The sequence below is a fragment of the Rhodococcus koreensis genome (assembly GCF_017068375.1).
In the GTDB taxonomy this organism is placed as follows: Bacteria; Actinomycetota; Actinomycetes; order Mycobacteriales; family Mycobacteriaceae; genus Rhodococcus_F; species Rhodococcus_F koreensis.
In genome coordinates, this window is the sequence record NZ_CP070609.1 from 7,513,229 (window position 1) to 7,539,058 (window position 25,830).

Genomic DNA, 25,830 nt, shown 5'->3' on the forward strand with positions numbered 1-25,830 from the left:
GCGGCCGCATCGACCGTCTACGTTTGACAAGCGAACCGTTCGCGGACCCACTCACGAAGTGCGCCCGCAACCGTGTAACCAGGGAATCTTCCTAGGAGGACGCGAAGCACCCATGTCCAAAATCAAGGTTGAGGGCACCGTCGTCGAACTCGACGGCGACGAGATGACACGCATCATCTGGCAGTTCATCAAAGACAAGCTGATCCATCCCTACTTGGATGTGAACCTGGAGTACTACGACCTCGGTATCGAGTACCGGGACGAGACCGACGACCAGGTCACCGTCGACGCGGCCAACGCCATCAAGAAGCACGGCGTCGGCGTCAAGTGCGCGACGATCACCCCGGACGAGGCACGCGTCGAGGAGTTCGGCCTCAAGAAGATGTGGCGGTCGCCCAACGGCACCATCCGCAACATCCTCGGTGGCACGATCTTCCGCGCGCCGATCATCATCTCCAACGTCCCGCGACTGGTTCCGGGCTGGACGAAGCCGATCATCATCGGCCGTCACGCCTTCGGCGACCAGTACCGCGCCACCGACTTCAAGGTCCCCGGCCCCGGCAAGGTGATGATCACCTACACGCCCGAGGACGGCAGCGAGCCGATCGAGCACGAACTGGTGAACTTCCCCGACGGCGGCGGCGTCGTCCAGGGTCAGTACAACTTCACCAAGTCCATCGAGGACTTCGCGCGCGCCTCGCTCAACTACGGCCTGCAGCAGAATTACCCGGTGTACCTGTCGACCAAGAACACCATCCTCAAGGCGTACGACGGCGCGTTCAAGGACATCTTCCAGCACGTCTACGAGACCGAGTTCAAGCCGGAATTCGACGCGGCAGGACTCACCTACGAGCACCGCCTCATCGACGACATGGTCGCGTCGGCGCTCAAGTGGGAGGGCGGCTACGTCTGGGCCTGCAAGAACTACGACGGCGACGTCCAGTCCGACACCGTCGCGCAGGGCTTCGGATCGCTCGGCCTCATGACCTCCGTGCTGCTGACCCCGGACGGAAAGACGTGTGAGGCCGAGGCCGCACACGGCACCGTGACGCGTCACTTCCGTCAGCACCAGCAGGGCAAGCCGACGTCCACCAACCCCATCGCGTCGATCTTCGCGTGGACCCGTGGACTCGAGCACCGCGGCAAGCTGGACAGCACCCCCGACGTCATCGGCTTCGCGCAGAAGCTCGAAGACGTGGTCATCAAGACCGTCGAGGGTGGCCAGATGACCAAGGACCTCGCGATGCTGGTCGGCGGCGACCAGGGCTACCTGACCACCGAGGAATTCCTCGGTGCACTGGACATCAACCTCCAGAAGGCCATCGCCGAGCAGTAGGCACCGACGCCGCAGCAGTACGAAACGGGACGCCCCTCGCCGGGGTCGTCCCGTTTCGCGTCTCCGGGGCCGGGTGAGTCATCTCACGGCCGCTCGCGGCGCGAAACGCGGAATCCGGGGAAGAGAATTCCGGTGTGGGTCGTTGCGCTACGAGGCGCCGTGCGCCGCGTAGTCGTATTGCTGCCTAGTCGAAAGTCCTGCTGTGAGCACTTCCACCCCGGTCCGCCCCGAGCACCTCGGTGTCATCGCGCAACATCCGTCCGTCCGCAAGCTCGCCATGATCGCGCTCGCGCTCGGCGGCTTCGGGATCGGCACCACCGAGTTCGTGGCGATGGGACTGCTTCCCGAGATGGCGTCGAGCCTCGGGATCACCGAGCCGACGGCCGGGCACGTCATCTCGGCGTACGCCCTGGGCGTGGTCGTGGGCGCGCCGCTCATCGCCGCGCTCACCGCGCGGGTGCCCCGCAAGACGCTGCTGATCGCGTTGATGGCGGCGTTCACGATCGGCAACGCCGCCACCGTGTTCGCACCGAACTACGGGGTGCTGATGGCCGCGCGGTTCGTCGCGGGCCTCCCGCACGGCGCCTACTTCGGCGTCGCGGCCCTGGTGGCGGCGCACCTCGCCGAGCGCGGCCAGCGCGCCAGGGCGGTCGCGCTCGTCATGATGGGACTGTCGGTGGCCAACGTCGTCGGTGTTCCCGCCGCCTCGTGGCTGGGCCAGGCCTTCGGCTGGCGCAGCGCCTTCGCCCTCGTCGCACTGATCGGTGTCGTGACGCTGGGCGCGATCTGGTCCTGGGTTCCCGCGCTCGCCGCGATGCGGATGACGAATCCGCTCACCGAACTCGGTGCCCTGCGCCGTGCGCAGGTGTGGATGACGCTGATCATCGGCATGGTCGGGTTCGGTGGCATGTTCGCCGTCTACACCTACATCAGCACGACCCTCACCGACGTCGCCGGGCTGTCGCGGTCGCTGGTGCCGCTGGCCCTGATGATCTACGGGCTGGGCATGGTCGCGGGCAATCTGATCGGCGGCGCGCTCGCCGACAGGGCGCTGATTCCCGGTCTGTTCGCCGCGATGACGGCGCTCGGGGTGGTGCTCGGCATCTTCGTGATGGCCTCGCACAACCCGTACACGGCGCTGCTGCTGGTGTTCTTCGTCGGCGCCGCGGGCGCGTCGATGGTTCCCGGCCTGCAGACCCGGCTGATGGACGTCGCCGCCGACGCCCAGACCCTCGCCGCGTCGCTCAACCACGCGGCCCTCAACATCGCGAACGCGTTCGGGGCGTGGATCGGTGGCGTCGTCATCGCCGCCGGCTACGGCTACACGGCACCCGCCGCGGTGGGTGCGCTGCTCGCCGTCGCGGGCCTCGTGGTCCTCACCGTGGCCGTCGCGATGGAACGCCGCAGCGCCCGTTCGTCTCGGTAGCCGCGCTGTCGTACGCGTCCGCTACGGTGCTTGCCGTGCCACACATCATCACCACCGTCAATGTCAACGGAGTCCGCGCGGCCGCCCGCAAGGGGCTCACCGAGTGGATGGAGCGCACGGAGGCCGACGTCGTCTGCCTGCAGGAGACGCGGGCGTCGGACGAGCAGCTCGCGGAGACCCTCGCGCCCGCCCTGGAGGGCGGATGGAACCTGGCGTCCGCGGAACCGTCGTCGAAGGGGCGCAACGGCGTCGCGATCCTGTCCCGGAAGCCGGCCGACGCCGTCCGCGTCGGCCACGGTGACGAGGAGTTCGCGGCCGCGGGCCGCTACATCGAGGCGGACTTCGACGACCTCACGGTGGCGAGTCTGTACCTGCCTTCGGGGGAGGCCCAGACACCCCGGCAGGAGGAGAAGGAGCGGTTCATGGACTCCTTCGCCCGGTACCTCACCGCCACCGCCGAGGCCGCCGTCGCGGCAGGCAGGCACGTCGTGGTCTGCGGCGACTGGAACATCGCCCACACCGAACTCGACCTGAAGAACTGGAAGACGAACAAGAAGAACTCCGGGTTCCTGCCCCACGAGCGGGAATGGATGTCCGCGCTGTTCGCCGAGGACGCGCACTGGTCCGACGTCGTGCGCCTGCTCGAACCGGACGTCGCCGGACCGTACTCGTGGTGGTCGTACCGCGGGAAGGCGTTCGACAACGACTCCGGCTGGCGCATCGACTACCAGATCGCCACCCGCGAACTGGCGGAGCGCGCCAAGCAGGCCGTCGTCGAGCGCGCCGAAACCTACGACCAGCGGTGGTCCGATCACGCGCCGGTCACCGTCCAGTACCGGTGACGGGCGGTATCTGATTCGTGTCGTCACGGCACACGTGAAAAGATCAATACTCATGTCGACCCCTGCAGCTCAGAAACCCACCGCGAAACCGCGGGTGCTCTCCGGCATCCAGCCCACCGCCGACTCGTTCCACCTCGGCAATTTCCTGGGTGCTCTGCAGCAGTGGGTGCCTCTGCAGGACGACTTCGACGCGTTCTACTTCATCCCCGACCTGCACGCGATCACGGTGGCGCAGGACCCGAAGGAACTCCGCCGCCGCACGAAGATCGCGGCGGCACAGTTGCTGGCGCTGGGCATCGACCCCGACCGCGCCACGCTGTTCGTCCAGAGCCAGGTCCCCGAGCACGCGCAGCTGGCGTGGGTTCTCAACTGCATCACCGGTTTCGGTGAGGCCAGTCGCATGACGCAGTTCAAGGACAAGTCGTCGAAGCAGGGCAGTGAGAACGCCAGCGTCGGGCTGTTCACGTATCCGGTGCTGATGGCCGCCGACATCCTGCTGTACCGCCCACAGCGGGTCCCCGTCGGCGAGGACCAGCGTCAGCACCTCGAACTGGCCCGCGACCTCGCTCAGCGGTTCAACACCCGGTTCGGGAAGGCGTTCGTCATTCCCGAGGCCCAGATCATCAAGGGCACCGCCAAGATCTTCGACCTGCAGGATCCGACGTCGAAGATGAGCAAGTCCGGTCCGAGCCCGGCCGGTCTGATCAACCTGCTCGACGACCCCAAGGTGTCGGCGAAGAAGATCAAGTCCGCCGTCACCGACAACGAGCGGGAGATCCGGTACGACCCGCAGGCCAAGCCCGGTGTGAGCAACCTGCTCACCATCCAGTCGGCGTTGTCCGGCACCCCCGTGGAGACGTTGGTTGCCGGGTACGAGGGCAAGGGCTACGGCGACCTGAAAACCGATACGGCCGACGTTCTCGCCGAATTCGTGACACCGTTGAAAGCGAAAGTGGAGGGGTACCTCTCGGACGAGGCGGAACTCGATCGTGTCATCGCGGCCGGTGCCCACCGGGCCCGTGAAGTGTCGTCGCAGACGTTGGCGGCCGTGTACGAGAAGGTAGGGTTCCTGACACCGAAGGGATAGCACTGTGGCTGACGAACCGAGTTTTCTCGACAAGCAGCGGGCAGCGCGCCCCTGGTTCGACCATCTGATGCGGGCCGCTCAGCGGTACCAGAATCAGAAGGGTGACTACTACGCGGCGGGTATCACGTATTTCAGTGTGCTCGCACTGATTCCGATCCTGATGGTCGCGTTCGCCATCGCCGGTTTCGTGCTCGCCGGGCAGCCGGAGTTGCTGCAGGAACTGCAGGACGGCATCACGAAGAACGTGCCCGGAAGTCTCGGTGACACGCTCAACACCATCATCGATTCGGCCATCGCGTCCCGCGCCAGCGTGGGTGTCCTCGGTCTGCTCGGTGCCGCCTACGCCGGTCTGGGATGGATGGCGAACCTGCGCGACGCGCTCACGGCGATGTGGGAGAGCCAGCGCGAAACGAAGGGTTTCGTGCGCACCAAGCTCGGCGACGCGGGCGCTCTGCTCGGACTGGGCCTGGCGATGATCGTCTCGATCGGATCGTCCGCGCTGAGCAGCGGTCCGGTGGCCCGCACGGTCGTCGAGGTGCTCAACCTCGACGAGGTGACCGGCGTCGACGCCGGACTGCGCGCACTGTCGACCGTGCTCTCGCTGGTCGCGACGTGGGCGGTGTTCGCCTGGGTGATTGCCCGACTGCCCCGGGAGCCCGTGACGTTCCGCAGTGCGATCAAGGCGGCCCTGCTCGCGGCCGTGGTGTTCGAGATCTTCAAGCAGGTCGGTGCCATCTATCTCACTGCGGTCACCGCGGGTCCGGCAGGAGTGGCGTTCGGCCCGATCATCGGTCTGCTCGTGTTCATCTACCTGACCTGCCGGATGCTGCTCTTCTCGACGGCGTGGGCCGCGACCACCAGGGCCAGCATGGCGCTCGCGTTCGTGCCTCCGCCGGATCCGGCCGTCATCACGCCGCGGATCGAGGTCCACGAGGGTCCGGGTGTGCGTGGGGGACTCGCCCTGGTCGGTGTGGGGGCCCTTGCCGCGCTCGGGTTGTCCGGACTGTTCACCCGCAACAAGCGCTGATCCGGGAGCGTCAGCGCCTGCGGGACAGCCGGCGTGCGCAGAGCACCAGCACGAGGACGACGGCCGCCCCGACGATCCCCACACCCGCCCGCAGGGCCAGCGTGTTGTCGGGATGGTCGGAACCCGAGGCGACGACGGAACTCGTGGCAGCGGCCGAATCCTGTTGCGGCGGTGCGGCGAGCACCGCGGACGAGCCGTCCTCGGCCGGGTACAGGTCCTCCAGCGAACCCACCCGGGCGTCGCGGTCGAGGGCGAAACCGTAGTCCAGCAGTCGCGCTGCCTGTTCCCACGGGCGGATCGGCTGCGCCTCGGCTCCCATCAGCGTCACCATCAGGCGGCGGCCGTCGTGGTCGGCGCCGCCGACGTACGTATGGCGCGCATCGTCGGTGAATCCGGTCTTGCCGCCCAGCGCGCCCGGGTAGTTGTAGAGCAGTTGATTGTCGTTGGCGAGCGCGAACGGCGGCCGGTCCTGGTCTTCCGGGATCGCGGGATCCTTCGGGAAGCCCGGGAACTGAACGGTTTCCGTGGAGATCAGCTCCGCGAACGTCGGGTTCTTCATCGCGTTGTGGAAGATCAGCGCGAGGTCGTACGGCGAACTGCTCATGCCGGGACCGTCGAGTCCGGACGGGGTCGCGGTCCTCGTGTCGTGAGCGCCGAGGGTGTCGGCGAGACGGTTCATCTTCTCGACCGTCGCGGCGTCGCCGCCGAGTTGCCGGGCGAGGAGGTGGGCGGCGTCGTTCCCCGACGCCATGACGAGGCCCTGCATCAGCTGCCGGTTCGTGTACTGACCGTTCTTGCCGATCCCGACCGCGCTGCCCTCCACCGCGGCGTCCTCGGCGGTGGCGGTCACGGTCTTGTCGAGGTCCAGTTCGCCCAGCGCCACGAGCGCGAGCAGCATCTTGATGGTGCTGGCCGGGCGGTACCGGCCGTGCGGGTCCTTCGCCGCGAGCACGTCGCCGCTGTCGATGTCGGCCAGCACCCAGCCGGACGCCACGATGTCGGCGGGCAGCGCGGGGGCGCCGTCGGGGAGCGTCACCCCGCATTCGGCGAGCTTCGGCCCGCCCACCGGCTGGTCGGGCACGGACACGGCGGTCGGTGCCGGATCACCGGGCTGCGGCACCTCGGACAGGTCGATCGCGGGGGCCGGGGCCGACCGGTGCGGGCAGTCGTCGGTGTTCGGGATGGTGAACGGCGCCGAGATGGGGGAGGAGGGGACCGGAGGCGGGATCGCCCCGGCAGCGCTCACCGAGAGTCCGGCCAGCAGGGTTCCGGACACAACCGCGGTACACACTCGACGCCACATCATCGAAGAGGCAGCGTATGCGACGACCGGTCGACTTCCGAAAACGGACACGTGTCGACACGCTTTCGTGACGTCGTTGCGACCGTTCCGGAAGAGTGACGCCGGATCAGAGGAAACCCATGCCCCGGACGGCGTCGCGTTCGGATTCGAGTTCGGCCACCGACGCGTCGATCCGTTTCCGCGAGAACTCGTCGATCTCCAGCCCCTCCACGACCTGCCAGGCCCCGTCGACCGACCGGACCGGGAACGAGCTGACGAGCCCCTCCGGCACCCCGTAGGCGCCGGTGGAGGGCAGCGCCACGGACGTCCAATCGCCGTCCGGGGTGCCGAGCACCCAGTCGTGCACGTGGTCGATCGCGGCGTTGGCGGCGGAGGCCGCGGACGATGCGCCGCGGGCCTCGATGATCGCGCTGCCCCGGTTCGCGACGGTGGGAATGAAGTCGCCGGTGAGCCATTCGCGGTCCGCGGCGAACTCGGCGCCGGACCGGTCCCCGACCCGCGCGTGGAAGATGTCGGGGTACTGGGTGCCGGAGTGGTTGCCCCAGATCGTGACGCGGCTGATGTCCTTCACCGCGGCGCCGGAGTGCCGTGCGAGCTGGGCGATCGCGCGGTTGTGGTCGAGCCGGGTCAGCGCCGTGAACCGCTCCGCGGGTACGTCGGGGGCGTTGTTCGCGGCGACGAGCGCGTTGGTGTTGGCCGGGTTGCCCACGACCAGCACCCGGACGCCTTCCGCGGCAACCTGATTGATCGCGCGACCCTGCACGGTGAAGATCTGCCCGTTCGCGGCCAGCAGGTCGCCGCGCTCCATCCCCTTGGACCGGGGACGCGAGCCGATGAGCAGGGCCACGTCGGTGCCGTCGAAACCCCGCTTCGGGTCGTCGTGCACCTCGACGTCGCGAAGGAGAGGGAAGGCGCTGTCGTCGAGCTCCATCGCGGTGCCTTCGGCCGCGGACACGGCGGACGGAATTTCCAAGAGCCGCAGTCGAATCGGAGTGTCGGGGCCGAGCATCGCGCCCGCGGCGATCCGGAACAGCGCCGCGTAACCGATACTTCCTGCCGCTCCGGTGACCGTGACCACTGCGGGAGTGGGCGACTGCGTCATGTGTGAACCTCGCTGTTCGTCGGGAGCATCCGTTCTCGACACTAGCGCGGGGATCTCACCGTGGGACGGCTCGGACAGTGAGCTTGGACACGACGCAGGGCGCCCCCGGCCGAAGTGGCCGGGGGCGCCCTGGAACGTGCTGAGAAGACCTCGGGTCAGCGTGCGAAGAGCAGCGCGCGCTTGACTTCCTGGATCGCCTTCGTCACCTGGATGCCGCGGGGGCACGCGTCGGTGCAGTTGAACGTGGTCCGGCACCGCCAGACGCCGTCCTTGTCGTTGAGGATGTCGAGACGCTCCGACGCACCCTCGTCACGGCTGTCGAAGATGAAGCGGTGCGCGTTGACGATGGCGGCGGGACCGAAGTAGCTGCCGTCGCTCCAGTACACCGGGCACGACGTGGTGCAGCAGGCACACAGGATGCACTTGGTGGTGTCGTCGAAACGGGCCCGGTCGTGCTGCGACTGGATGCGCTCACGGGTGGGCTCGTTGCCGGTGGTGATGAGGAACGGCTTCACGGCGCGGAACGCGTCGAAGAACGGCTCCATGTCGACGACGAGGTCCTTCTCCACCGGCAGGCCCTTGATGGGCTCGACGGTGATCGTCACCGGCTTGCCGTCCTTGGGCAGCATGTCCTTCATGAGGAGCTTGCAGGCCAGACGGTTGACGCCGTTGATCCGCATCGCGTCCGAACCGCACACGCCGTGGGCGCAGCTGCGGCGGAACGTCAGCGTGCCGTCGAGGTAGCCCTTCACGTACAGAAGCAGGTTCAGCATGCGGTCCGTCGGCAGCGCCGGAACCTGGAAGCTGTCCCAGTGCTGACCCTCGCCGGATTCCGGGTTCATCCGCGCGATCTTGAGGGTGACCATGACGGCGCCCTCGGGAACGGGAGGGAGATCCGACTTGTTCTCGCTCTTGTCGACTGCAGGTGCGCTCATCAGTACTTACGCTCCATCGGCTCGTAGCGGGTCTGGACTACCGGCTTGTAGTCGAGACGGATGTCGGAGAGCAGGCCGTCGCCCTCCTTGTATGCCATCGTGTGCTTCATGTACTCGGCGTCGTTGCGGTCCGGGAAGTCCTCGCGGGCGTGGCCGCCGCGCGATTCCTTGCGGTTCAGCGCGCCGACGACCGTGACCTCCGCCATTTCGAGGAGGAAGCCGAGCTCGACGGCCTCGAGCAGGTCGCTGTTGTAGCGCTTGCCCTTGTCCTGCACCGTGATGTGGTTGTAGCGCTCCTTCAGTGCACGCACGTCCTTGAGTGCCTGGGTGAGGCGCTCTTCCGTGCGGAACACCGAGGCGTTGTTGTCCATCGACTGCTGCAGCTCGGTGCGGATGTCCGCGACCCGCTCGTGACCGTGGTCCGACAGGATGGTGGCCATCCACTCGTCGACCATCTTCTCGGGCGTCTCCGGCAGGGCGACGAACTCGCTGTTGTTGGCGTGCTCGGCGGCGGCGATGCCGGCGCGGCGTCCGAAGACGTTGATGTCGAGCAGCGAGTTGGTGCCGAGACGGTTCGCGCCGTGGACGGACACGCAGGCGCACTCGCCCGCGGCGTACAGGCCCTGGACGATCTCGTCGTTGTTGCGGAGGACCTCACCGTTGATCCTGGTGGGGATGCCGCCCATGACGTAGTGGCAGGTGGGGTACACCGGCACGGGTTCCTTGACCGGATCCACACCGAGATACGTGCGGGAGAACTCCATGATGTCGGGGAGCTTCTCGTCGAGGACTTCCTCGGGGATGTGGGTCACGTCGATGTAGACGTAATCCTTGTTCGGTCCCGCGCCGCGTCCCTCGAGGACCTCGAGAACCATCGACCGCGCGACGATGTCACGGGGTGCGAGGTCCTTGATGGTGGGGGCGTAGCGCTCCATGAACCGCTCGCCGTCGGCGTTGCGGAGGATGCCGCCCTCACCGCGCACGGCCTCGGAGATGAGGATGCCGAGCCCGGCCAGGCCTGTCGGATGGAACTGGTGGAACTCCATGTCCTCCAGCGGGAGGCCCTTGCGGAAGATGATGCCCATGCCGTCACCGGTGAGGGTGTGCGCGTTGGACGTCGTCTTGTACATGCGTCCCGAGCCGCCGGTGGCGAACACGATGGACTTCGCGTGGAAGACGTGGATCTCGCCGGTGGCCAGCTCGTAGGCGATGACGCCGGTGGCGACCGGGCCGTTCTCCGTCTCGGTGATCGCGATGTCGAGGGCGTAGAACTCGTTGAAGAACTCGACGTCGTGCTTGACGCAGTTCTGGTAGAGCGTCTGCAGGATCATGTGACCGGTGCGGTCCGCGGCATAACATGCGCGGCGCACGGGGGCCTTACCGTGATCGCGGGTGTGACCACCGAAACGACGCTGGTCGATCTTGCCCTCGGGCGTGCGGTTGAACGGCAGACCCATCTTCTCGAGGTCGAGCACCGCGTCGATGGCCTCCTTGGCCATGATCTCGACGGCGTCCTGGTCGGCGAGGTAGTCGCCGCCCTTGACCGTGTCGAAGGTGTGCCACTCCCAGTTGTCTTCCTCCACGTTCGCCAGCGCGGCGCACATGCCGCCCTGGGCCGCGCCGGTGTGGCTGCGGGTGGGGTAGAGCTTGGTCAGTACCGCGGTGCGGGCGCGGGGACCGGCCTCGATCGCTGCGCGCATGCCGGCGCCGCCGGCACCGACGATGACCACGTCATAACGGTGTTCCTGCATGAAGTCTGTGCTCCCCTAGCTCGCCGAGATATTGGGGTCGAAGGTGAAGATGACGTACGTGCCGAGGCCCATGATCAGGATCATCGAGAGAACGAGGATCGTGGTCAGCCAGAAGCGCGTGGAGTCCTTGCGGGAGTAGTCCGCGATGACCGTGCGGAGTCCGTTTCCGCCGTGCAGCTGGGCAAGCCACAGCATGGTGAGGTCCCAGAACTGCCAGAACGGGCTGGACCAGCGGCCTGCGACGAACGCGAAGTTGATGCGGTGCACACCGTCGTCGAGCATCAGCATGATGAAGAGGTGGCCGAGCACGAGGAAGATCAGTGCGAGACCGGAGAACCGCATGAACAGCCAGGCGTACAGCTCGAAGTTGTTCTTCGAGGTCCGGCGCGGAGAGCGCGGGTTGTCCAGGCTGGCGGGACGGTCGTAGGTCTTGCCGAGACTCTTGGCTTCTGTCGTCATGTCAGTGCCCCGCAAACATGTTGTAGAAGATGCGGCCTGCGCCCGGGATCATCACCAGGAACCAGATCGCGAGGATTACCCAGAGCATCAGGCGCTGGTACTGCGGTCCCTTGGACCAGAAGTCCACCAGCATCACCCGGACACCGTTCAGTGCGTGGTACAGCACCGCGGCGACGAGAGCGAGCTCCATGAGCCCGACGATCGGGTTCTTGTAGGTCTCGATGACACTGTCGTACGTGTCGGGATTCACCCGCACGAGCGCGGTGTCCAGCACGTGCACGAATAGGAAGAAGAACGTCATTACGCCTGTGATCCGGTGCAAAACCCAGGACCACATTCCGGGGTCGCCCCGGTAAAGCGACCGTGTGCGCTCCTTGGCCGGAGCGGCTTCAGTCGTAGTACTCATCGAGTGCTGTGCCTCCAACGTCATTGGTGGACGTGTCGAGTCTGCGCAGCGTTGCGGACATACCACAACTGGGGACCCGACGTGATCCTGAACCGACTTCTCTGAACTCTAAACCCAACAGAAACGCGGGAACTAATTCGAGTCGGGGTTCGTACCGCCCCTGCAAATGAACTTAGGTTTGCCTCTCCAATACGGACCGGGCCGTCCCGGGCGATTCTCTGCATCCATTCAGCCCACGTGATTGGATGGGTAACCATGGTCGAGATCGATTGGAAACTGTTGCGCGCCAACGCGCATGAGGTGATGGGTAGGGCCTACGCGCCCTACTCCGGGTTCGCGGTGGGATCGGCGGCGCTGGTGGACGATGGACGAATCGTCGTCGGATGCAATGTGGAAAATGTCTCATACGGTTTGGGGCTCTGCGCCGAATGCGTACTGGTCGGTAACTTGTTTGCGAGCGGCGGCGGGCGATTAATCGCCTTCACCTGCTGTGACGCGAGTGGCGACATACTCATGCCGTGCGGACGCTGCCGGCAGATTCTCTTCGAGCACGGCGGCCCCGGACTGCTCGTCGACCACCGGGCCGGCGTGCGCCCATTGGAACAGCTGCTGCCGGACGCTTTCGGTCCGGAGGAGAAGGGGAGAATCACCCATGCATGACGCGTCGTCGATCATCGCCGCCAAACGCGACGGCCGAGAACTGTCCGGTGCAGAGATCGACTGGGTGGTGGAGGCATTCACCCGAGGTGTCGTGGCCGACGAGCAGATGTCGGCTCTGGCGATGGCGATCTTCTTCCGCGGGATGACGCGCGAGGAGGTGAGTCGCTGGACCACGGCGATGATCTCGTCCGGTCACCGCCTCGACTTCACTCACCTCGGCCGCCCCACCGTGGACAAGCACTCGACGGGTGGTGTGGGCGACAAGATCACGCTCCCGCTCGCACCACTGGTCGCCGCGTGCGGCGCCGCGGTGCCGCAGCTGTCGGGGCGGGGGCTGGGCCACACCGGCGGAACCCTCGACAAGCTCGAGTCGATCCCGGGCTGGCGCGCCGACCTCGACACGTCGGAGATGGCCGAGATCCTGTCCGACCCCGAGGTCGGCGCCGTCGTGTGCGCGGCAAGCTCGGACCTGGCGCCGGCGGACCGGCGGTTGTACGCACTGCGGGACGTCACCGGGACGGTCGAGTCGATTCCCCTGATCGCCAGCTCGATCATGAGCAAGAAGATCGCCGAGGGCACCGGCGCGCTGGTCCTCGACGTGAAGGTCGGTTCGGGCGCGTTCATGAAGAAGCTCGACGACGCACGCGAGCTGGCCCAGACGATGGTCGACCTCGGGAACGACGCCGGGGTGCGGACGATGGCATTGCTCACGGCGATGGACGCGCCCCTCGGTCACACCGCGGGCAATGCGCTGGAGGTGCGGGAATCGCTGGAGGTGCTCGCCGGGGGCGGCCCGTCCGACGTCGTGGAGCTGACCCTCGAGCTCGCCCGAGAAATGTTGAAGGCAGCCGGAATCGACGGCGTCGACCCGGCCGACAAGCTGCGGGACGGCTCCGCCATGGACCGCTGGCGGAGAATGATCGCCGCCCAGGGCGGCGACCCCTACGCCCCGCTGCCGACGGCCCGGCACACCGAGGTGCTGCTCTCCGAGTCCGACGGTGTGGTGTGCGGTCTCGACGCCATGGCCGTCGGGCTCGCCGCGTGGCGGCTCGGTGCGGGCCGCGCACGGCAGGGCGAGCCGGTGCAGGCCGGGGCCGGCATCGAACTGCACGCGAAGCCGGGGGAGACGGTGTCGGTCGGCACCCCGCTCGTCACGCTGCACACCGACACGCCCGAACGGTTCGCCGCGGCGAAAGCCGCACTTTCCGAAGCCTGGACCGTCGTGGCTGACGCGCCGCCGGTGACGACACCGCTCGTCATCGAGCGGATAGAGGATCCCTCACGCTAACGTCGTCCCATGACCGCACTGGATCTGTCGGCCCTGCGCCGAGCGCCGAAGGTGTTGCTGCACGACCATCTCGACGGAGGTCTCCGGCCCGAGACGGTTCTCGAACTCGCCCGCGACTGCGGCTACGACGCGCTGCCCGCCGACACCGCGCCCGCGCTCGCGAAGTGGTTCCGGGAGGCCGCGGACAGCGGTTCCCTCGAGCGGTACCTCGAGACGTTCGCCCACACCGTCGCCGTCATGCAGACACCTGCAGGGCTCGAACGCGTCGCCCGTGAATGCGCCGAGGACCTCGCCGCCGACGGCGTGGTCTACGCCGAGGTCCGGTTCGCCCCGGAGCAGCACCTCGAAGAGGGGCTGACCCTCGACGAGGTGGTGGAACAGGTCCTGCTCGGATTCGAGGCGGGGGAGTCCGCGGCGGAGGTGCGCGGCCAGAACATCCGGATCGGCGTCCTGCTCACCGCGATGCGGCACGCGGCGCGGTCCCGGGAGATCGCGGAACTGGCGATCCGGTTCCGGGACCGAGGCGTCGTCGGATTCGACATCGCAGGCGCCGAGGCCGGGAATCCGCCCAGTCGCCACCTCGACGCCTTCGAGTACATGCGGGGCAGCAATGCGCACTTCACCATTCACGCGGGTGAGGCGTTCGGCCTGCCGTCCATTCACGAGGCCATTGCGTTCTGCGGCACGGACCGCCTCGGCCACGGGGTCCGGATCACCGACGACATCACGATCGGCACCGACGGCGTCCCGGTGCTCGGCAAGCTCGCGAACTATGTGCGGGACAAGAGGATTCCCCTGGAGTTGTGTCCCAGCTCCAATGTCCAGACCGGGGCCGTGGACGCGCTAGAGAACCATCCGTTCGACCTGCTCGCCCGGCTGCGGTTCCGCGTGACGGTCAACACCGACAACCGGCTGATGAGCGACACCAGCATGAGCCAGGAGATGCTCCGCCTGGTCGAGACGTTCGGCTACGGCTGGACGGATCTCGAGCGCTACACCATCAACGCGATGAAGTCGGCGTTCATCCCGTTCGATCAGCGGCTGCAGCTGATCGACGAGGTGATCAAGCCGGGATTCGCCGTGCTGGTCGGCTGAGCGTCCCGTCGGCGGGCGCTCAGACCTTCCGCAGGCGGGCCTCGAACTCCCGCTCGAGCGTCCGCCACGCCTCGGCCTCCGCGTCGAAGGGCGCGCTCGGCGCCATCCGCGTCGGGTCCGGGTTGAGGACGAACGAGACGTACCAGCCCAGCGGGTCGGACGACACGAGCGCGGTTTCCACCGAGTCGTCGTCGGCGAAATCGGCTGCATCGGTGAACAATTCGACGGCGAGGTCCAGCTGGTCCGCGTCGACGGACTCCGGGCCTGCGGCCAGGTCGTCGGCGAGACCGGGCAGGACGTACACGTTCTCGTCGGTGACCTCGACCTCGAGCGACCCGTCGACCGCCGCCACCTGGATCTCCTCGTACGTGCTGACCTGAGCGAGGGCGTGCTCGTGGTTGTCGGCGAGGTACCGGGCCAGTGCCCGCTCGGACGTGAATACGAAGATCGCGCCGTCACGCCCGAGGAAGATCGCGTCGTCGTCGAGGTAGCACCGGAGCGTGAAGTACGTCTCCCCGGACGTGATGATCTTGACGGGGTCGACACCCACCGCACCCCAGAACGAGTCGTCTTCCTCCTCGTCGTCCTCGGTGTTCAGGTCGAGTGCGACGAACTCCTCGTCTTCCTCGGCCTCCTCGGCGACGTCGTCCACGTCGACGGTGTTCTCGTCGGCGGCCACCAGTTCGGCCTCGGCCACGGCTACCGCCTCGGCGTCCACCTCGGGGGTGGCGACGATGTTGTCGACGGCGTCGAGGACGTCATCCCAGCCCTTCGCGATCGCAGTCCCGATCTGCGCCCACAGCTCCTCGCCCTCGCGTCCCTCGAAAGCGCTGGCGCCTGCCGGGAGCGCACCGAGAATGGGATTCGCGCTGAAGAACTTGGTGACCGCGTCCAGTTCGCAGACCTCACCGATGTTGCGCACCATGTTGAGCGTGTCTTCGAGTTCGCTCACGACGACGGCGTCGGGGTCACTCGCCGCCAGTTCGGGCACACCGATCAGATCGAAGCAGAAGTTCTCGTCGGGCTCGAGTTCGGCGGCGGAGAGCCCGGACACCACGCCCCACGCGGGGTGCTCGACGAGGTCATTGTCGGTATTGGTGCGGATGAAGGCAGCGAGTTCTGCCACTGATTCGAACCCGTAGAGGTCTTCCTCGTGACCAAGGAATGCTTCCCACTCGTCGTCGCCTTCACGCCACCGTGGTGCCCACAGTGTCACGAGGTCGCCGTCGGTGAGACCGAGTTCGATCGGGACGATGTCTCCAGCCATGGCGCGAAGCCTATCGACCCCGCGGCCAAAGTTATACCCGGGCTGTGTGCGGACCGTTTCCGACGCCCGTCGCCGCCGTGCCGCAGCGGCCGCGACGCGGTCGGCGACGCTCCCCGGAACCTTCGACCCGGCACGCCACGGTCCGCGACTTCGCCGGACAGTGAGGGTCACACCCTCCCGAACCCGTCCTGCAGCGCCGCCATGACCCGGGTCCGCTGTTCGGTGGCGAGCCGGGCCGCCTCCTGGGTGGTACTCGTGATCATGGCCGCGAGGGTGCGGGCGTCGAGGCTCGAGATGGAGTCGTCCATCCACAGACCGGTCAACGTGCCGTTCCCGTCGACCTCGGCCGTCACCTGATCGGACTCGCTCGACGCCCGCGCCGCGATCGACTGCAGCCCGGCGAGGGCCTCCTCGAGCAGGTTCACCTGTTCGGTGGCCCGGCCGACGATCGCATCCATGTCGTGTTCGCTCACAGTGGTCGCATCCAGCTCGTCGGGGTGGGTTCTTCCTCGTCCTCGATCGCCTGCGCGGCGGCGACGTCGGCGCGTGTGGGCAGCCCGAGCTTGTCGAGGATCTCGGCGGGCATGCCGTCACGGGCGAGTTCGTCGCGGCGGCGCGCGCCGGCCTCCATCGCCGAGCGCCTGCAGAGCGTCAGGATCTCGTCCGCGAGCCGCTGGCCGCCGTAGCGGAGTTCGCGCGGATCGATGCGGAGTTCGAGCGGCAAACCCTGCTCGGTGGTCCGGACCGAGACGGTGCCGGAGCGATTGCTGACTGCGGCCGTGATGCCGGCCGGGGGCGGGGTGGGGGGAAACATGATTCCTGTCATTCCGTGGGTCGGTAGAAGCCGTAGAAGCCCATGCCGCTGTTGCTGGTTCGGATCGGACCGACCTGCACGGGATCACCGGCCTCGACGAGCTGGCCGTTGCCGATCACCATCGCCACGTGGCCGTCCCACACGGCGAGGTCGCCGGGCATCAGGTCGCCCGGGTCGACGGCGGTGCCGACGTTCTGCTCCTGCGCCAGGCGCGGAAGACCCACGCCCGCTTCGCCGTACGCCCACTGCGTCAGCCCGCTGCAGTCGAGGCCCTCGCCGGGCGACGTCCCGCCCCAGACGTACGGGACACCCTGCTGCGACAGCGCGTTGCGGACGGCGTCGGCCGCCTCCTTGCCTTGTTGGGGGCGACGGCGGTGCTGCCGTCGGGCAGGACCACCTCGACGCCCTCGCCGCCGTGGGCGGGATCCGAGGTGGACGGCGCCTGACCGGCTCCTCCCGATCTGCCCGTGAGGGAATCCGCCCGCCGCGCATCCGCCCGACGAGTGCGTGGCCGGGGCGGAGATGCTCGTCAGGCCCGACATCGGCGACGAACCCGAGGAACTCACGAACCCGGACGCCGCACGGCCGACCACGTCGGAGCCGCGGGTGCGACGGGGGCCGCGGAGGCGGGCGCCGTGCTCGCTGCGGTCGTGCTCGCGGGTGCGGTGGCGGCGGGCGCGGACGGGATGTCTTCGGCCGGTGTGAGGGTGACCATCTTACCGGTCTGCTCGGCGAGTTCGGCCCGCACCTTCGCGACGACCGCGGTGGCCCGGCCGAGGTGGTCGAGTGCCGCCGCGACGATCATCGCCTGACCGGGCGGGGTGACGAGGGCGGGTCCGGCCGCGACCGCGAGGGAGATGAACGACTGCAGGATCTCCTGCAACTGCAGCATTCCTGCCCGGACGATCTCGGAGGCCTCGGCGACGACGGCAGCCATGTCGTTGCCGCGATCGGAGACCGCGACCGTCGCACGCTGCGCCTCCTCGGTCTTCACGATCGCACCGGTGCCGCCCTTGCCCTGCCAGTCGCCGTAGATCGAGCTGATGCCTGTGCGCCCGGTGTCGTGCACCGCGTCGATGGCGATCGAGGACGCGCGCAGGGCGTCGGCGGGTCCGCCTGCGGGAAGGACTCCGCTGCCGAACGCGCCGAGCAGATCGAGGATCGGGCGGGTGAGGAGGTCGATGGGGATCACGGTCAGGCCTCCAGCCCGACCGCGTCCGCGGCGAGCGCGGCCGTGGTGGCCGCCTCGGTGCCCTCGTACGCGGCGGCATTCGCGAGCGCGGTCGCGCTGATTCCGCCGAGCACGCCGGACAGCTTCTCGATGGAGGCCAGGTGCGCGGCGTGCGCTGTCGCGAAGGCGGCGACGAAATCGCCGGCCGATCACCCCGAAGACCGGACCGAGCAGCAGCGGTCCCGCGGCGGCGGCCCCGAGACCCGCGGCCTGCATCTCCACGGACATGGTCGCGGCTATGGCGGCGAACTCGGCAATACTCGCGGTATCCGCCCTCAAGTCGTTCATCGTCATCCCCCCAGTCGGATTTGATCCGTGAGTCTTTCGGCGCAAACCCGGTCCTTCAGGTCCGGGATAGCCGATCTGGTTTTGTCGGACTGTGTGGCTAGTGTCTGGGTTATGGCGGGGAGGGTGGTGAAGCGGGCGTTCAAGTACCGTTTCTATCCGACTGCGGTGCAGGCCGAACAGCTTGCTCAGACGTTCGGGTGCACCCGGTATGTCTACAACCGGGCGTTGGCCGAGCGGACGCGTGCCTGGTCGCAGGAGCAGCGACGGGTCACCTACGCGGACACCTCGAAGATGCTCACCGGATGGAAGCGGGACCCCGAGACCGCGTGGTTGGCGGAGCCGTCGAAGGGGCCGCTGCAGGAATCGCTGCGGCAGTTGCAGGGCGCGTTCGAGAAGTTCTGGCGCAAGCAGACCCGCTACCCGCAATTCAAGAGGAAGGGCCAGTCGAAGGATTCGGCGACCTACTACTCGAACTGCTTCACCTACCGCGGCGGGCAGATCCGGTTGGCCAAGCAGTCCGAACCCCTGGACATTCGGTGGTCGAGGCCCTTACCTGAGGGGGCCGTGCCGTCGCAGGTGACGGTGTCGCGCAATGCCCGCGGTCAGTACCACATCTCGATCCTCGTCGAGGACACCATCAGCGAACTCGAGCCGACCGATCGGGTGGTCGGGCTCGATGCCGGGATCACCAGCCTCTACACACTCTCGACGGGGGAGAAGATCACCAACCCGCGCCATGAACGCACGGATCGTGAGCGGCTGGCGAAGGCATGTGCTGGCCAGGAAGCAGAAGGGGTCCCGGAACCGGGCCAAGGCCCGACTGAAGGTCGCGAAGATTCATGGCCGGATCGCCGATCGGCGCCGCGATTATCTGCACACACTCTCCACTCGACTGGTGCGCGAAAATCAAGTGATCGCCATCGACGATCTGAGTGTGCGGAACATGGTGAAGAATCGGTCGTTGTCTCGGGCGATCTCGGATGCGGGGTGGTCCGAGTTCCGGTCGATGCTCGAGTACAAGGCCGACTGGTACGGGCGCCGGGTGGTGGCGATCGACCGGTTCTGTCCGTCGTCGAAGACCTGCTCGGTGTGCGGGGCAATCGCCGGGGCGATGCCGCTGAACGTGCGGGAGTGGACGTGCCGCTGCGGCGCCGTCCACGACCGCGATGTGAACGCTGCGAAGAACATTTTGGCCGTCGGACTGACGGTGGCAGCCTGCGGAGACGGTGTGAGACCGCCCCGCACATAACGTGTGGGGCGGCGACTGTCGGTGAAACAGGAACCTCGAGACGTGAGTCCCGAGGGGAATCTCGGTCGTTCACGGCCGAGAGGACGTCAAACCGGTCACCATATTGGACGCGGGGGGACACCGATCCGGTTCCACCCCCCGATTCGCCGAGAATTGCGCTCCTGCGAAATCTCGACGCGCGCCCCCTTATTCTTCGAGCATGAACACGCACGTCGTCGACCACCCGCTCGCAGCAGTCCTCCTGACCACGATGCGCGATGCGCGCAGCGACAATGCCACATTTCGTGCCGCCTTGCGAAGGCTGACGCACATGCTGGTGTACGAGGCGATGCGCGAGGCTCCGGTCGACACGTTCGACGTGGTCACCCCCATCGCGACCACCGACGGGGTGCGGCTCAGCCATCCGCCGCTACTCGTTCCTGTCCTGCGCGCCGGGCTGGGCATGGTCGAGCAGGCCAGCAGCCTGATCCCGCAGGCGCGAGTCGGTTTCGTCGGCATGGCCCGCGACGAAGATACGCATCTGCCGGTGCCGTATCTCGAGTCGCTCCCCGCGGACCTGTCCGGCATCCCGGTGTACGTCCTCGACCCCATGCTGGCCACCGGCGGTTCGATGGTGCACACGATCGACCTGCTCGTCGCCCGCGGCGCCACGGACGTCACCGCCGTGTGCGTCGTCGCGGCGCCCGAAGGGGTTGCCGCCCTCACGGCGTCCGGCCATCCCGTGCGACTCGTCACCGCGGCAGTCGACGAGGGACTGAACGGGGACGCGTTCATCGTGCCCGGCCTCGGCGACGCCGGTGACCGCCAGTTCGGGCCGCGCTGACGCCTCGGCTACAGGGCTTCGGCGAACTCGCGCAACAGGTTCAACCGCGTCGCGGCCGTCTCGCGCGCCGTGGGTAGCGCCGACCGATCCGGCACCGGGACGACCACCTCCAGGTAGCACTTGAGCTTGGGTTCGGTCCCGGAGGGGCGCACGACCACCCGGACCGTCGACCCGGCGAGGACGACGGCGTCGGTCCGGGACTGCCCGCGCAGTTCCGCCAGATCGGTGGCCTCGACGGGCTCACCGGCCAGTTCGGCCGGCAGGTCCGCCCGCAGCCGGCGCATCATCGCGGTGATGTCGGCGAGGTCGGTGACGCGGCGCGACACCTGGTCTCCGGCGTGCAACCCGAATTCGAGCGCGTACTCGTCCAGCCGGTCGAGGAGTGTCGCCCCGTCCGCCCGCAGGGTGGCCGCGAGGTCGGCGGCCACCACCGCCGCGGAGATACCGTCCTTGTCGCGCACCGACTCCGGGTCGACGCAGTGACCGATCGCCTCCTCGTATGCGTACACGAGACCCTCGCCCGCCCGGACGAGCCACTTGAAGCCGGTGAGAGTCCGGGCGAAGCGGGCGCCGCGGGCCGCGGCGAGCTTCCCGAGGAGTGCCGACGAGACGATCGTCGTCGCGACGAGTGAATCCGCCGGGGCGGATGCGAGGACGTGGTCGCCGAGCAGGACCCCCGTCTCGTCTCCGCGGAGCATCCGCCAGCCGTCCGGCCCGCGTACACCGACCGCGCATCGGTCCGCGTCGGGGTCGAGGGCCAGCGCGAGGTCGGCGTCGACGTCTGCGGCGAGCGCGAGTACGGCGTCCGAAGCGCCCGGCTCCTCGGGATTGGGGAACTCGACGGTCGGGAAGTCCGGGTCGGGGTCGAACTGCGCGGCGACGGTGTGGACGTCGGTGAACCCGGCGGATTTCAGTGCGGCGAGCGCGGTCTCGCCGCCGACGCCGTGCATGGCGGTGAGCGCGATCCGCACGGATCGCGACCCGCCCCTCGGCAGGGACGCGACCCGGTCGACGTAACGGTCGAGGAGTTCCTCGGACGCCGGGGTCACCGGGATCCGGGGAACGAGATCCGCCCGCCCGATCCTTGTGATCGCCGCCTCGATCTCCCGGTCGGACGGCGAGATCAACTGGGCGCCGCCGTCGAGGTAGACCTTGTACCCGTTGTCGGCGGCGGGATTGTGGGAGGCGGTGATCTGCACGCCGGCGGCGGCCCGGAGGCGGCGGACCGCAAACGCGACGATCGGGGTGGGCAGGGGCCGGGGGAGGAGGACGACCGAGAATCCCGCGCCCGCCAGCACTTCCGCGGCGGCGACGGCGAACTTCTCCGATCCGTGCCGCGCGTCGCGCCCGACGACGACGGTGGAGCCGCCCAGGCAGCGATCTTTCAGCCATGCGCCCAGCCCGGCGGTCGTGCGAATCACGACGGCGAGGTTCATGCCGTTCGGGCCCGCCCGCACCGGCCCGCGCAGTCCTGCGGTCCCGAAACTCAGCGGCGCGGCGAAGCGGTCGGCGAGCTCGTCGGCGGACAGGTTCGCGAGTTCCGCCCGCGTGCCGGGGTCGGGGTCGGCGTCGATCCAGTCCGCGATCGGATCGTTCACAAGCGCTCCACCAGTTCTCGCAGGAGCCCGCCCATGCGATCGGCGGACGCCCGGCCGGCGGCGAGGACCTCCTCGTGGTTCAGGTGCTCGCCGGTGATGCCCGCCGCGAGGTTCGTCACCATCGAGATCCCGAGGACCCGGGCGCCGAGCGCCCGCGCTGCGATCGTCTCGTGGACCGTGGACATGCCGACGAGGTCGGCGCCGATCGTCCGCAGCATGCGGATCTCGGCCGGGGTCTCGTAGTGCGGGCCCGGCAGACCGGCGTAGACGCCTTCGCTGAGCGAACCGTCGATGTCGCGGGCGAGGGCCCGCAGTTCGGGGTCGTACGCGTCGACGAGGTCCACGAACTCGGCGCCCACGAGTGGTGACCGGGCCGTGAGGTTGAGGTGATCGCTGATCAGCACCGGCTGTCCGACGGTGAAGTCCTCGCGGATCCCGCCTGCGGCGTTCGTCAGGATGACGGTCGACGCCCCGGCGGCGATGGCCGTGCGCACCGGGTGGACGACGGACGACAGCGGATGGCCCTCGTAGGCGTGGGTGCGGCCGAGCAGGACGAGGATCCGTTTGCCGCCCACCTCCACGGAGCGGATCGTTCCGGCGTGTCCCGCGGCGGACGGCGGGGTGAACCCCGGGAGGTCGGCCATCGGGACGGTGCAGAGTGATTCGCCGAACCGGTCGGCGGCGGCATTCCACCCCGATCCGAGGACGACGGCGATCGAGTGTTCGGCGCAGTTCGTGTGCGCGGCGAGCGCGGCGGCCGCGGCGTCTGGCGTTCCCATGAGGCGATAGTCTTCCACTCATGCCCTATCTCGATCGCGACGGCGACGTATTCATCCTGTACCTCGGTACCGAGGGCGAGACGGACAACGAGAACCGCTTCCACCCGGATTGGATCGACGCCACCCACGCCGCGCTCGACGAGGTCGAAGCCCACGAGGGTCCCGCAGCGCTGGTGACGACCGCGACGGGCAAATTCTTCACGAACGGTCTGGACACCACGTGGATCTTTACCAACACGGACAAGCTCCCGGACTACCTCGACCGCGTGCACACGATCTACAGCCGCCTGCTCGCGTTCCCGATGGCCACCGTCGCCGCCGTCCAGGGGCACGCTTTCGGTGCCGGCGCAATGCTCGCCACGTCGCACGACTTCCGGGCGATGCGCGCCGACCGCGGCTTCTACTGCCTTCCCGAGGTGTCGCTGAACATGCCGTTCACCGTCGGGATGTCTGCGCTCCTGAACACGCGCCTGCCCAAGCAGACCGCGGTCGAGGCGATGACGACCGGTCGCCGCTACGGCGGTTCCGACGCGCTCGCCGCGGGCATCGTCGACCAGATCGAGGAGGGGGACGCCGTCCTCTCCGCCGCTGTGACACGGGCCGCCGCGCTCACCGCGACCCGCGGCGCCAACCTGGCCGGGATCAAGCGCGGAATCCATCACGACGCCCTCGCCGCGCTCGCCACGGCGACGGACAAGAGCAACTTCAGCTTCGGGTGAGAGAATGAGCACGTGAATGCGGATGTCGAGGCGGCGGTCAGGTCAATCGAGACCGATCTGATCGCGCTGTCCCATTCGATCCACAGCGAACCGGAACTCGCGTTCGAGGAGTTCCGGAGCGTCGCGAAGATCACCGAACTGCTCAAACGCAGCGGGTTCGACGTGCGCACGGGCATCGCGGACCTGCCGACGGCGTTCGACGCCACATTCGGCAGCGGCGACCTCGTCATCGGCATCTGCGCCGAATACGACGCGCTGCCGGAGATCGGGCACGCGTGCGGGCACAACATCATCGCGGCGTCCGCGGTCGGCGCCGGAGTCGCGCTCGCCACGGTGGCCGAACGGCTCGGGATCACGGTGCGGGTCATCGGGACGCCCGCGGAGGAGAGCGGCGGCGGGAAGATCGCCATGCTCGAGAAGGGTGTCTTCGACGGGGTCGCGGCCGCACTGATGGTGCATCCGGGTCCGATCGACATCACAGGAGCGACGTCGCTCGCGCTGGCCGACATCGCGGTCACGTTCAACGGCCGCGAAGCGCACGCCTCGGCGGCGCCGGAGTTCGGGCGCAACGCCGCCGACGCCGCGACCGTCGCCCAGGTCGGTATCGGCCTGCTGCGCCAACATCTCTCGCCGGGACAGCAGATCCACGGCATCGTCTCCGACGGCGGCACCGCGCCCAACATCGTTCCCGCCCGCTCCGAAATGCTGTACTACCTGCGCGCCGAGACGGCGTGGGCGCTGTCCGAGCTGACGGCCCGCGCGGAAGCGTGCTTCGCGGCCGGGGCACTCGCCACCGGGTGTACCCACGAGATCCGCACGGTGTCGCCCACGTACACGGAACTGACACCGGACCCCTGGCTGGTGGCGACGTACCGGGAGCAGATCCTCGACATGGGACGGACGCCGTTGCCGCTCGAATGGGAAGGTGTCCGCCCGCTGGGCAGCACCGACATGGGCAACGTCACCAACGTCCTGCCCGGAATTCACCCGATCATCGGCCTCGACTCGGGAGGTGCGGTGACGCATCAGCCGCAGTTCGCGGCGGCGTGCATCACCGAATCCGCCGACCTGGCCGTGATCGACGGAGCGATTGCCCTGGCTCGCACGGCGGTTCGCGCTGCGACGGACGACGAACAGCGGGTGCGGCTGTTGGAAGGAGTTGATCGCCGGTGAACGCGGCAGTCGACAAATGGATTCTCGCTCACACCGACGAACTGTCCCAGTGGCGGCGGCACATCCACGCCAATCCCGAACTCGCGCGACACGAGTACGCGACGACGGAATTCGTGGCGACCCGCCTGGCCGCGGCGGGACTGTCACCCGAACTGCTGCCCGGGGGAACGGGGCTCACGTGCGATCTCGGGCCGTCGGACGGTCCCCGCATCGCGTTGCGCGCCGACATGGACGCGCTCCCGCTCCAGGAACTCACCGGTGCCACGTACTCGTCGACGGTGCCGGGCGTGTCGCACGCGTGCGGGCACGACGCGCACACCACCATCCTGCTGGGAACCGGTCTCGCCCTCAGCGAGATCCCCGACCTGCCGGTGGGTGTCCGGCTCATCTTCCAGCCGGCCGAGGAGGTCATGCCGGGCGGTGCGCTGGAGGTCGTCGCGGCCGGACGGCTCGAGGGTGTGTCGCGGATCTTCGCCCTCCACTGCGATCCGCGGCTCGCGGCCGGGCGGGTCGGGGTGCGACTCGGCGCGATCACGTCCGCGGCCGACACGATCGAGGTCGTGCTCGACTCGCCGGGCGGCCACACGTCGCGTCCGCACCTGACCACCGACCTCGTGTTCGCACTGGGAACCGTCGTCACCGGACTGCCGGGCATGCTCAGCAGGCGGATCGACCCGCGGACCGGCACCGTCATGGTGTGGGGCGCCGTGAGCGCCGGCCGGGCCCCGAACGCCATCCCGCAGACCGGCATGATGACCGGCACCGTGCGGACCGGCGATCACGAGACGTGGGAGATGCTCGAGCCGCTGGTCCGGGAGATCGTCCACGGACTCCTGGCGCCCACCGGGGTGCGGTATCAGCTGAACTACCGCCGCGGCGTCCCGCCCGTCGTCAACGACGAGGTGTCGACGCGCATGTTCGAGGACGCGATCCGCACCGTCGGCCCGGACGCCCTCGCCGACACGCCGCAGTCGGGCGGCGGCGAGGACTTCTCCTGGTATCTCGAAGAGGTGCCCGGCGCGATGGCCCGGCTCGGCGTCTGGTCGGGCGTCGGCGAGCAACTCGACATCCACCAGCCCACGTTCGATCTGGACGAGCGGGCGCTCGGCGTCGGGGTGCGGGTGCTGTCGAGCCTGGTGCTGGGCTGAGGCGCAGCACCAGGCGGTTCTGAC

At 68.2% G+C, this 25,830-nt stretch carries 23 protein-coding genes and 2 pseudogenes; 13 read left to right on the top strand and 12 right to left on the bottom strand.

Features of this window, described 5'->3' with window-relative positions; genetic code table 11:
- Positions 1–112: 112 nt before the first annotated feature.
- The 5 genes from JWS14_RS33940 (at position 113) to yhjD (ending at position 5,718) form a co-directional block, all read left to right on the top strand.
- Entirely contained in the window at positions 113–1,336 is a 1,224-nt protein-coding gene (locus JWS14_RS33940; protein ID WP_072948985.1) for an NADP-dependent isocitrate dehydrogenase, read from the top strand.
- Between the two features lie 202 nt (positions 1,337–1,538).
- Entirely contained in the window at positions 1,539–2,762 is a 1,224-nt protein-coding gene (locus JWS14_RS33945) for an MFS transporter (RefSeq protein ID WP_083395565.1), read from the top strand.
- Positions 2,763–2,797: 35 nt separating this feature from the next.
- Complete coding sequence (locus JWS14_RS33950) at positions 2,798–3,604, top strand: exodeoxyribonuclease III (protein WP_095861069.1); 807 nt, start codon at positions 2,798–2,800, stop codon at positions 3,602–3,604.
- Positions 3,605–3,656: 52 nt separating this feature from the next.
- Positions 3,657–4,691 carry a tryptophan--tRNA ligase gene (gene trpS / locus JWS14_RS33955; RefSeq protein WP_095860882.1) on the top strand — a complete coding sequence of 345 codons (1,035 nt, stop codon included), beginning with the start codon at positions 3,657–3,659 and terminating at the stop codon, positions 4,689–4,691.
- Positions 4,692–4,695: 4 nt separating this feature from the next.
- On the top strand, positions 4,696–5,718 hold the full coding sequence (gene yhjD / locus JWS14_RS33960) for an inner membrane protein YhjD (RefSeq protein ID WP_095860881.1): 1,023 nt from the start codon (positions 4,696–4,698) through the stop codon (positions 5,716–5,718).
- A 10-nt stretch (positions 5,719–5,728) separates the two neighbouring features.
- Here the strand turns inward: yhjD and JWS14_RS33965 are convergent, their stop codons facing one another.
- The 6 genes from JWS14_RS33965 to sdhC form a co-directional block, all read right to left on the bottom strand.
- Positions 5,729–7,009: a D-alanyl-D-alanine carboxypeptidase family protein gene (locus tag JWS14_RS33965; RefSeq protein ID WP_072948996.1), complete on the bottom strand. Its 1,281-nt coding sequence runs from the start codon at positions 7,007–7,009 to the stop codon at positions 5,729–5,731.
- A gap of 118 nt (positions 7,010–7,127) precedes the next feature.
- Positions 7,128–8,123, bottom strand: coding sequence for a malate dehydrogenase (locus JWS14_RS33970; protein WP_095860880.1), 996 nt, complete (start codon positions 8,121–8,123; stop codon positions 7,128–7,130).
- Positions 8,124–8,278: 155 nt separating this feature from the next.
- Complete coding sequence (locus JWS14_RS33975) at positions 8,279–9,058, bottom strand: succinate dehydrogenase iron-sulfur subunit (RefSeq protein WP_005256985.1); 780 nt, start codon at positions 9,056–9,058, stop codon at positions 8,279–8,281.
- Positions 9,058–10,809, bottom strand: a complete 1,752-nt coding sequence (sdhA, locus tag JWS14_RS33980; RefSeq protein ID WP_095860879.1) for a succinate dehydrogenase flavoprotein subunit — start codon at positions 10,807–10,809, stop codon at positions 9,058–9,060. The genes JWS14_RS33975 and sdhA overlap by 1 nt, the downstream gene beginning before the upstream one ends.
- Before the next feature lie 15 nt (positions 10,810–10,824).
- On the bottom strand, positions 10,825–11,268 hold the full coding sequence (locus JWS14_RS33985; RefSeq protein WP_005239887.1) for a succinate dehydrogenase hydrophobic membrane anchor subunit: 444 nt from the start codon (positions 11,266–11,268) through the stop codon (positions 10,825–10,827).
- Between the two features lies 1 nt (position 11,269).
- Entirely contained in the window at positions 11,270–11,674 is a 405-nt protein-coding gene (sdhC, locus tag JWS14_RS33990) for a succinate dehydrogenase, cytochrome b556 subunit (protein WP_005239889.1), read from the bottom strand.
- A 255-nt stretch (positions 11,675–11,929) separates the two neighbouring features.
- Here sdhC and JWS14_RS33995 point away from each other — a divergent pair, with 255 nt between their 5' ends.
- From JWS14_RS33995 to JWS14_RS34005, 3 genes are read left to right on the top strand one after another with little or no spacing between them, the layout of a single operon-like run.
- A complete protein-coding gene (locus JWS14_RS33995; RefSeq protein ID WP_095860878.1) occupies positions 11,930–12,334 on the top strand; it encodes a cytidine deaminase in 405 nt (134 codons plus the stop codon).
- Entirely contained in the window at positions 12,327–13,622 is a 1,296-nt protein-coding gene (locus tag JWS14_RS34000) for a thymidine phosphorylase (protein ID WP_072949004.1), read from the top strand. The genes JWS14_RS33995 and JWS14_RS34000 overlap by 8 nt, the downstream gene beginning before the upstream one ends.
- 9 nt (positions 13,623–13,631) lie before the next feature.
- Entirely contained in the window at positions 13,632–14,717 is a 1,086-nt protein-coding gene (locus tag JWS14_RS34005) for an adenosine deaminase (protein WP_095860877.1), read from the top strand.
- 19 nt (positions 14,718–14,736) lie between these two features.
- Here the strand turns inward: JWS14_RS34005 and JWS14_RS34010 are convergent, their stop codons facing one another.
- The 4 genes and pseudogenes from JWS14_RS34010 to JWS14_RS51845 all read right to left on the bottom strand — a co-directional run bounded on the left by JWS14_RS34010 (position 14,737) and on the right by JWS14_RS51845 (position 17,990).
- Complete coding sequence (locus JWS14_RS34010; RefSeq protein WP_095860876.1) at positions 14,737–15,984, bottom strand: primosomal protein; 1,248 nt, start codon at positions 15,982–15,984, stop codon at positions 14,737–14,739.
- Between the two features lie 167 nt (positions 15,985–16,151).
- The gene (locus JWS14_RS34015) at positions 16,152–16,457 is read right to left on the bottom strand and encodes a YbaB/EbfC family nucleoid-associated protein (protein ID WP_095860875.1); all 306 of its coding nucleotides are present in this window, start codon (positions 16,455–16,457) and stop codon (positions 16,152–16,154) included.
- Positions 16,454–16,798, bottom strand: a complete 345-nt coding sequence (locus JWS14_RS34020) for a hypothetical protein (RefSeq protein WP_095861068.1) — start codon at positions 16,796–16,798, stop codon at positions 16,454–16,456. The genes JWS14_RS34015 and JWS14_RS34020 overlap by 4 nt, the downstream gene beginning before the upstream one ends.
- An 8-nt stretch (positions 16,799–16,806) precedes the next feature.
- Positions 16,807–17,990, bottom strand: a pseudogene (locus tag JWS14_RS51845) (C40 family peptidase).
- A gap of 438 nt (positions 17,991–18,428) precedes the next feature.
- Here JWS14_RS51845 and JWS14_RS51515 point away from each other — a divergent pair.
- A pseudogene (locus tag JWS14_RS51515) lies at positions 18,429–19,566 on the top strand (RNA-guided endonuclease InsQ/TnpB family protein).
- Between the two features lie 199 nt (positions 19,567–19,765).
- On the top strand, positions 19,766–20,389 hold the full coding sequence (gene upp / locus JWS14_RS34040; protein WP_072949014.1) for a uracil phosphoribosyltransferase: 624 nt from the start codon (positions 19,766–19,768) through the stop codon (positions 20,387–20,389).
- Between the two features lie 8 nt (positions 20,390–20,397).
- Here the strand turns inward: upp and JWS14_RS34045 are convergent, their stop codons facing one another.
- Entirely contained in the window at positions 20,398–21,987 is a 1,590-nt protein-coding gene (locus tag JWS14_RS34045) for a phospho-sugar mutase (RefSeq protein ID WP_095860874.1), read from the bottom strand.
- Positions 21,984–22,766 carry a purine-nucleoside phosphorylase gene (locus tag JWS14_RS34050; protein WP_072949057.1) on the bottom strand — a complete coding sequence of 261 codons (783 nt, stop codon included), beginning with the start codon at positions 22,764–22,766 and terminating at the stop codon, positions 21,984–21,986. Before JWS14_RS34050 ends, JWS14_RS34045 begins: the two co-directional genes overlap by 4 nt.
- A gap of 20 nt (positions 22,767–22,786) precedes the next feature.
- Here JWS14_RS34050 and JWS14_RS34055 point away from each other — a divergent pair, with 20 nt between their 5' ends.
- The 3 genes from JWS14_RS34055 to JWS14_RS34065 are packed head-to-tail and all read left to right on the top strand — an operon-like array spanning position 22,787 to position 25,806.
- On the top strand, positions 22,787–23,485 hold the full coding sequence (locus JWS14_RS34055; RefSeq protein ID WP_095860873.1) for an enoyl-CoA hydratase/isomerase family protein: 699 nt from the start codon (positions 22,787–22,789) through the stop codon (positions 23,483–23,485).
- A 12-nt stretch (positions 23,486–23,497) separates the two neighbouring features.
- Positions 23,498–24,658 carry a M20 family metallopeptidase gene (locus JWS14_RS34060; protein WP_072949019.1) on the top strand — a complete coding sequence of 387 codons (1,161 nt, stop codon included), beginning with the start codon at positions 23,498–23,500 and terminating at the stop codon, positions 24,656–24,658.
- Entirely contained in the window at positions 24,655–25,806 is a 1,152-nt protein-coding gene (locus JWS14_RS34065; protein ID WP_072949020.1) for a M20 family metallopeptidase, read from the top strand. Before JWS14_RS34060 ends, JWS14_RS34065 begins: the two co-directional genes overlap by 4 nt.
- The last annotated feature ends 24 nt before the right edge of the window (positions 25,807–25,830 follow it).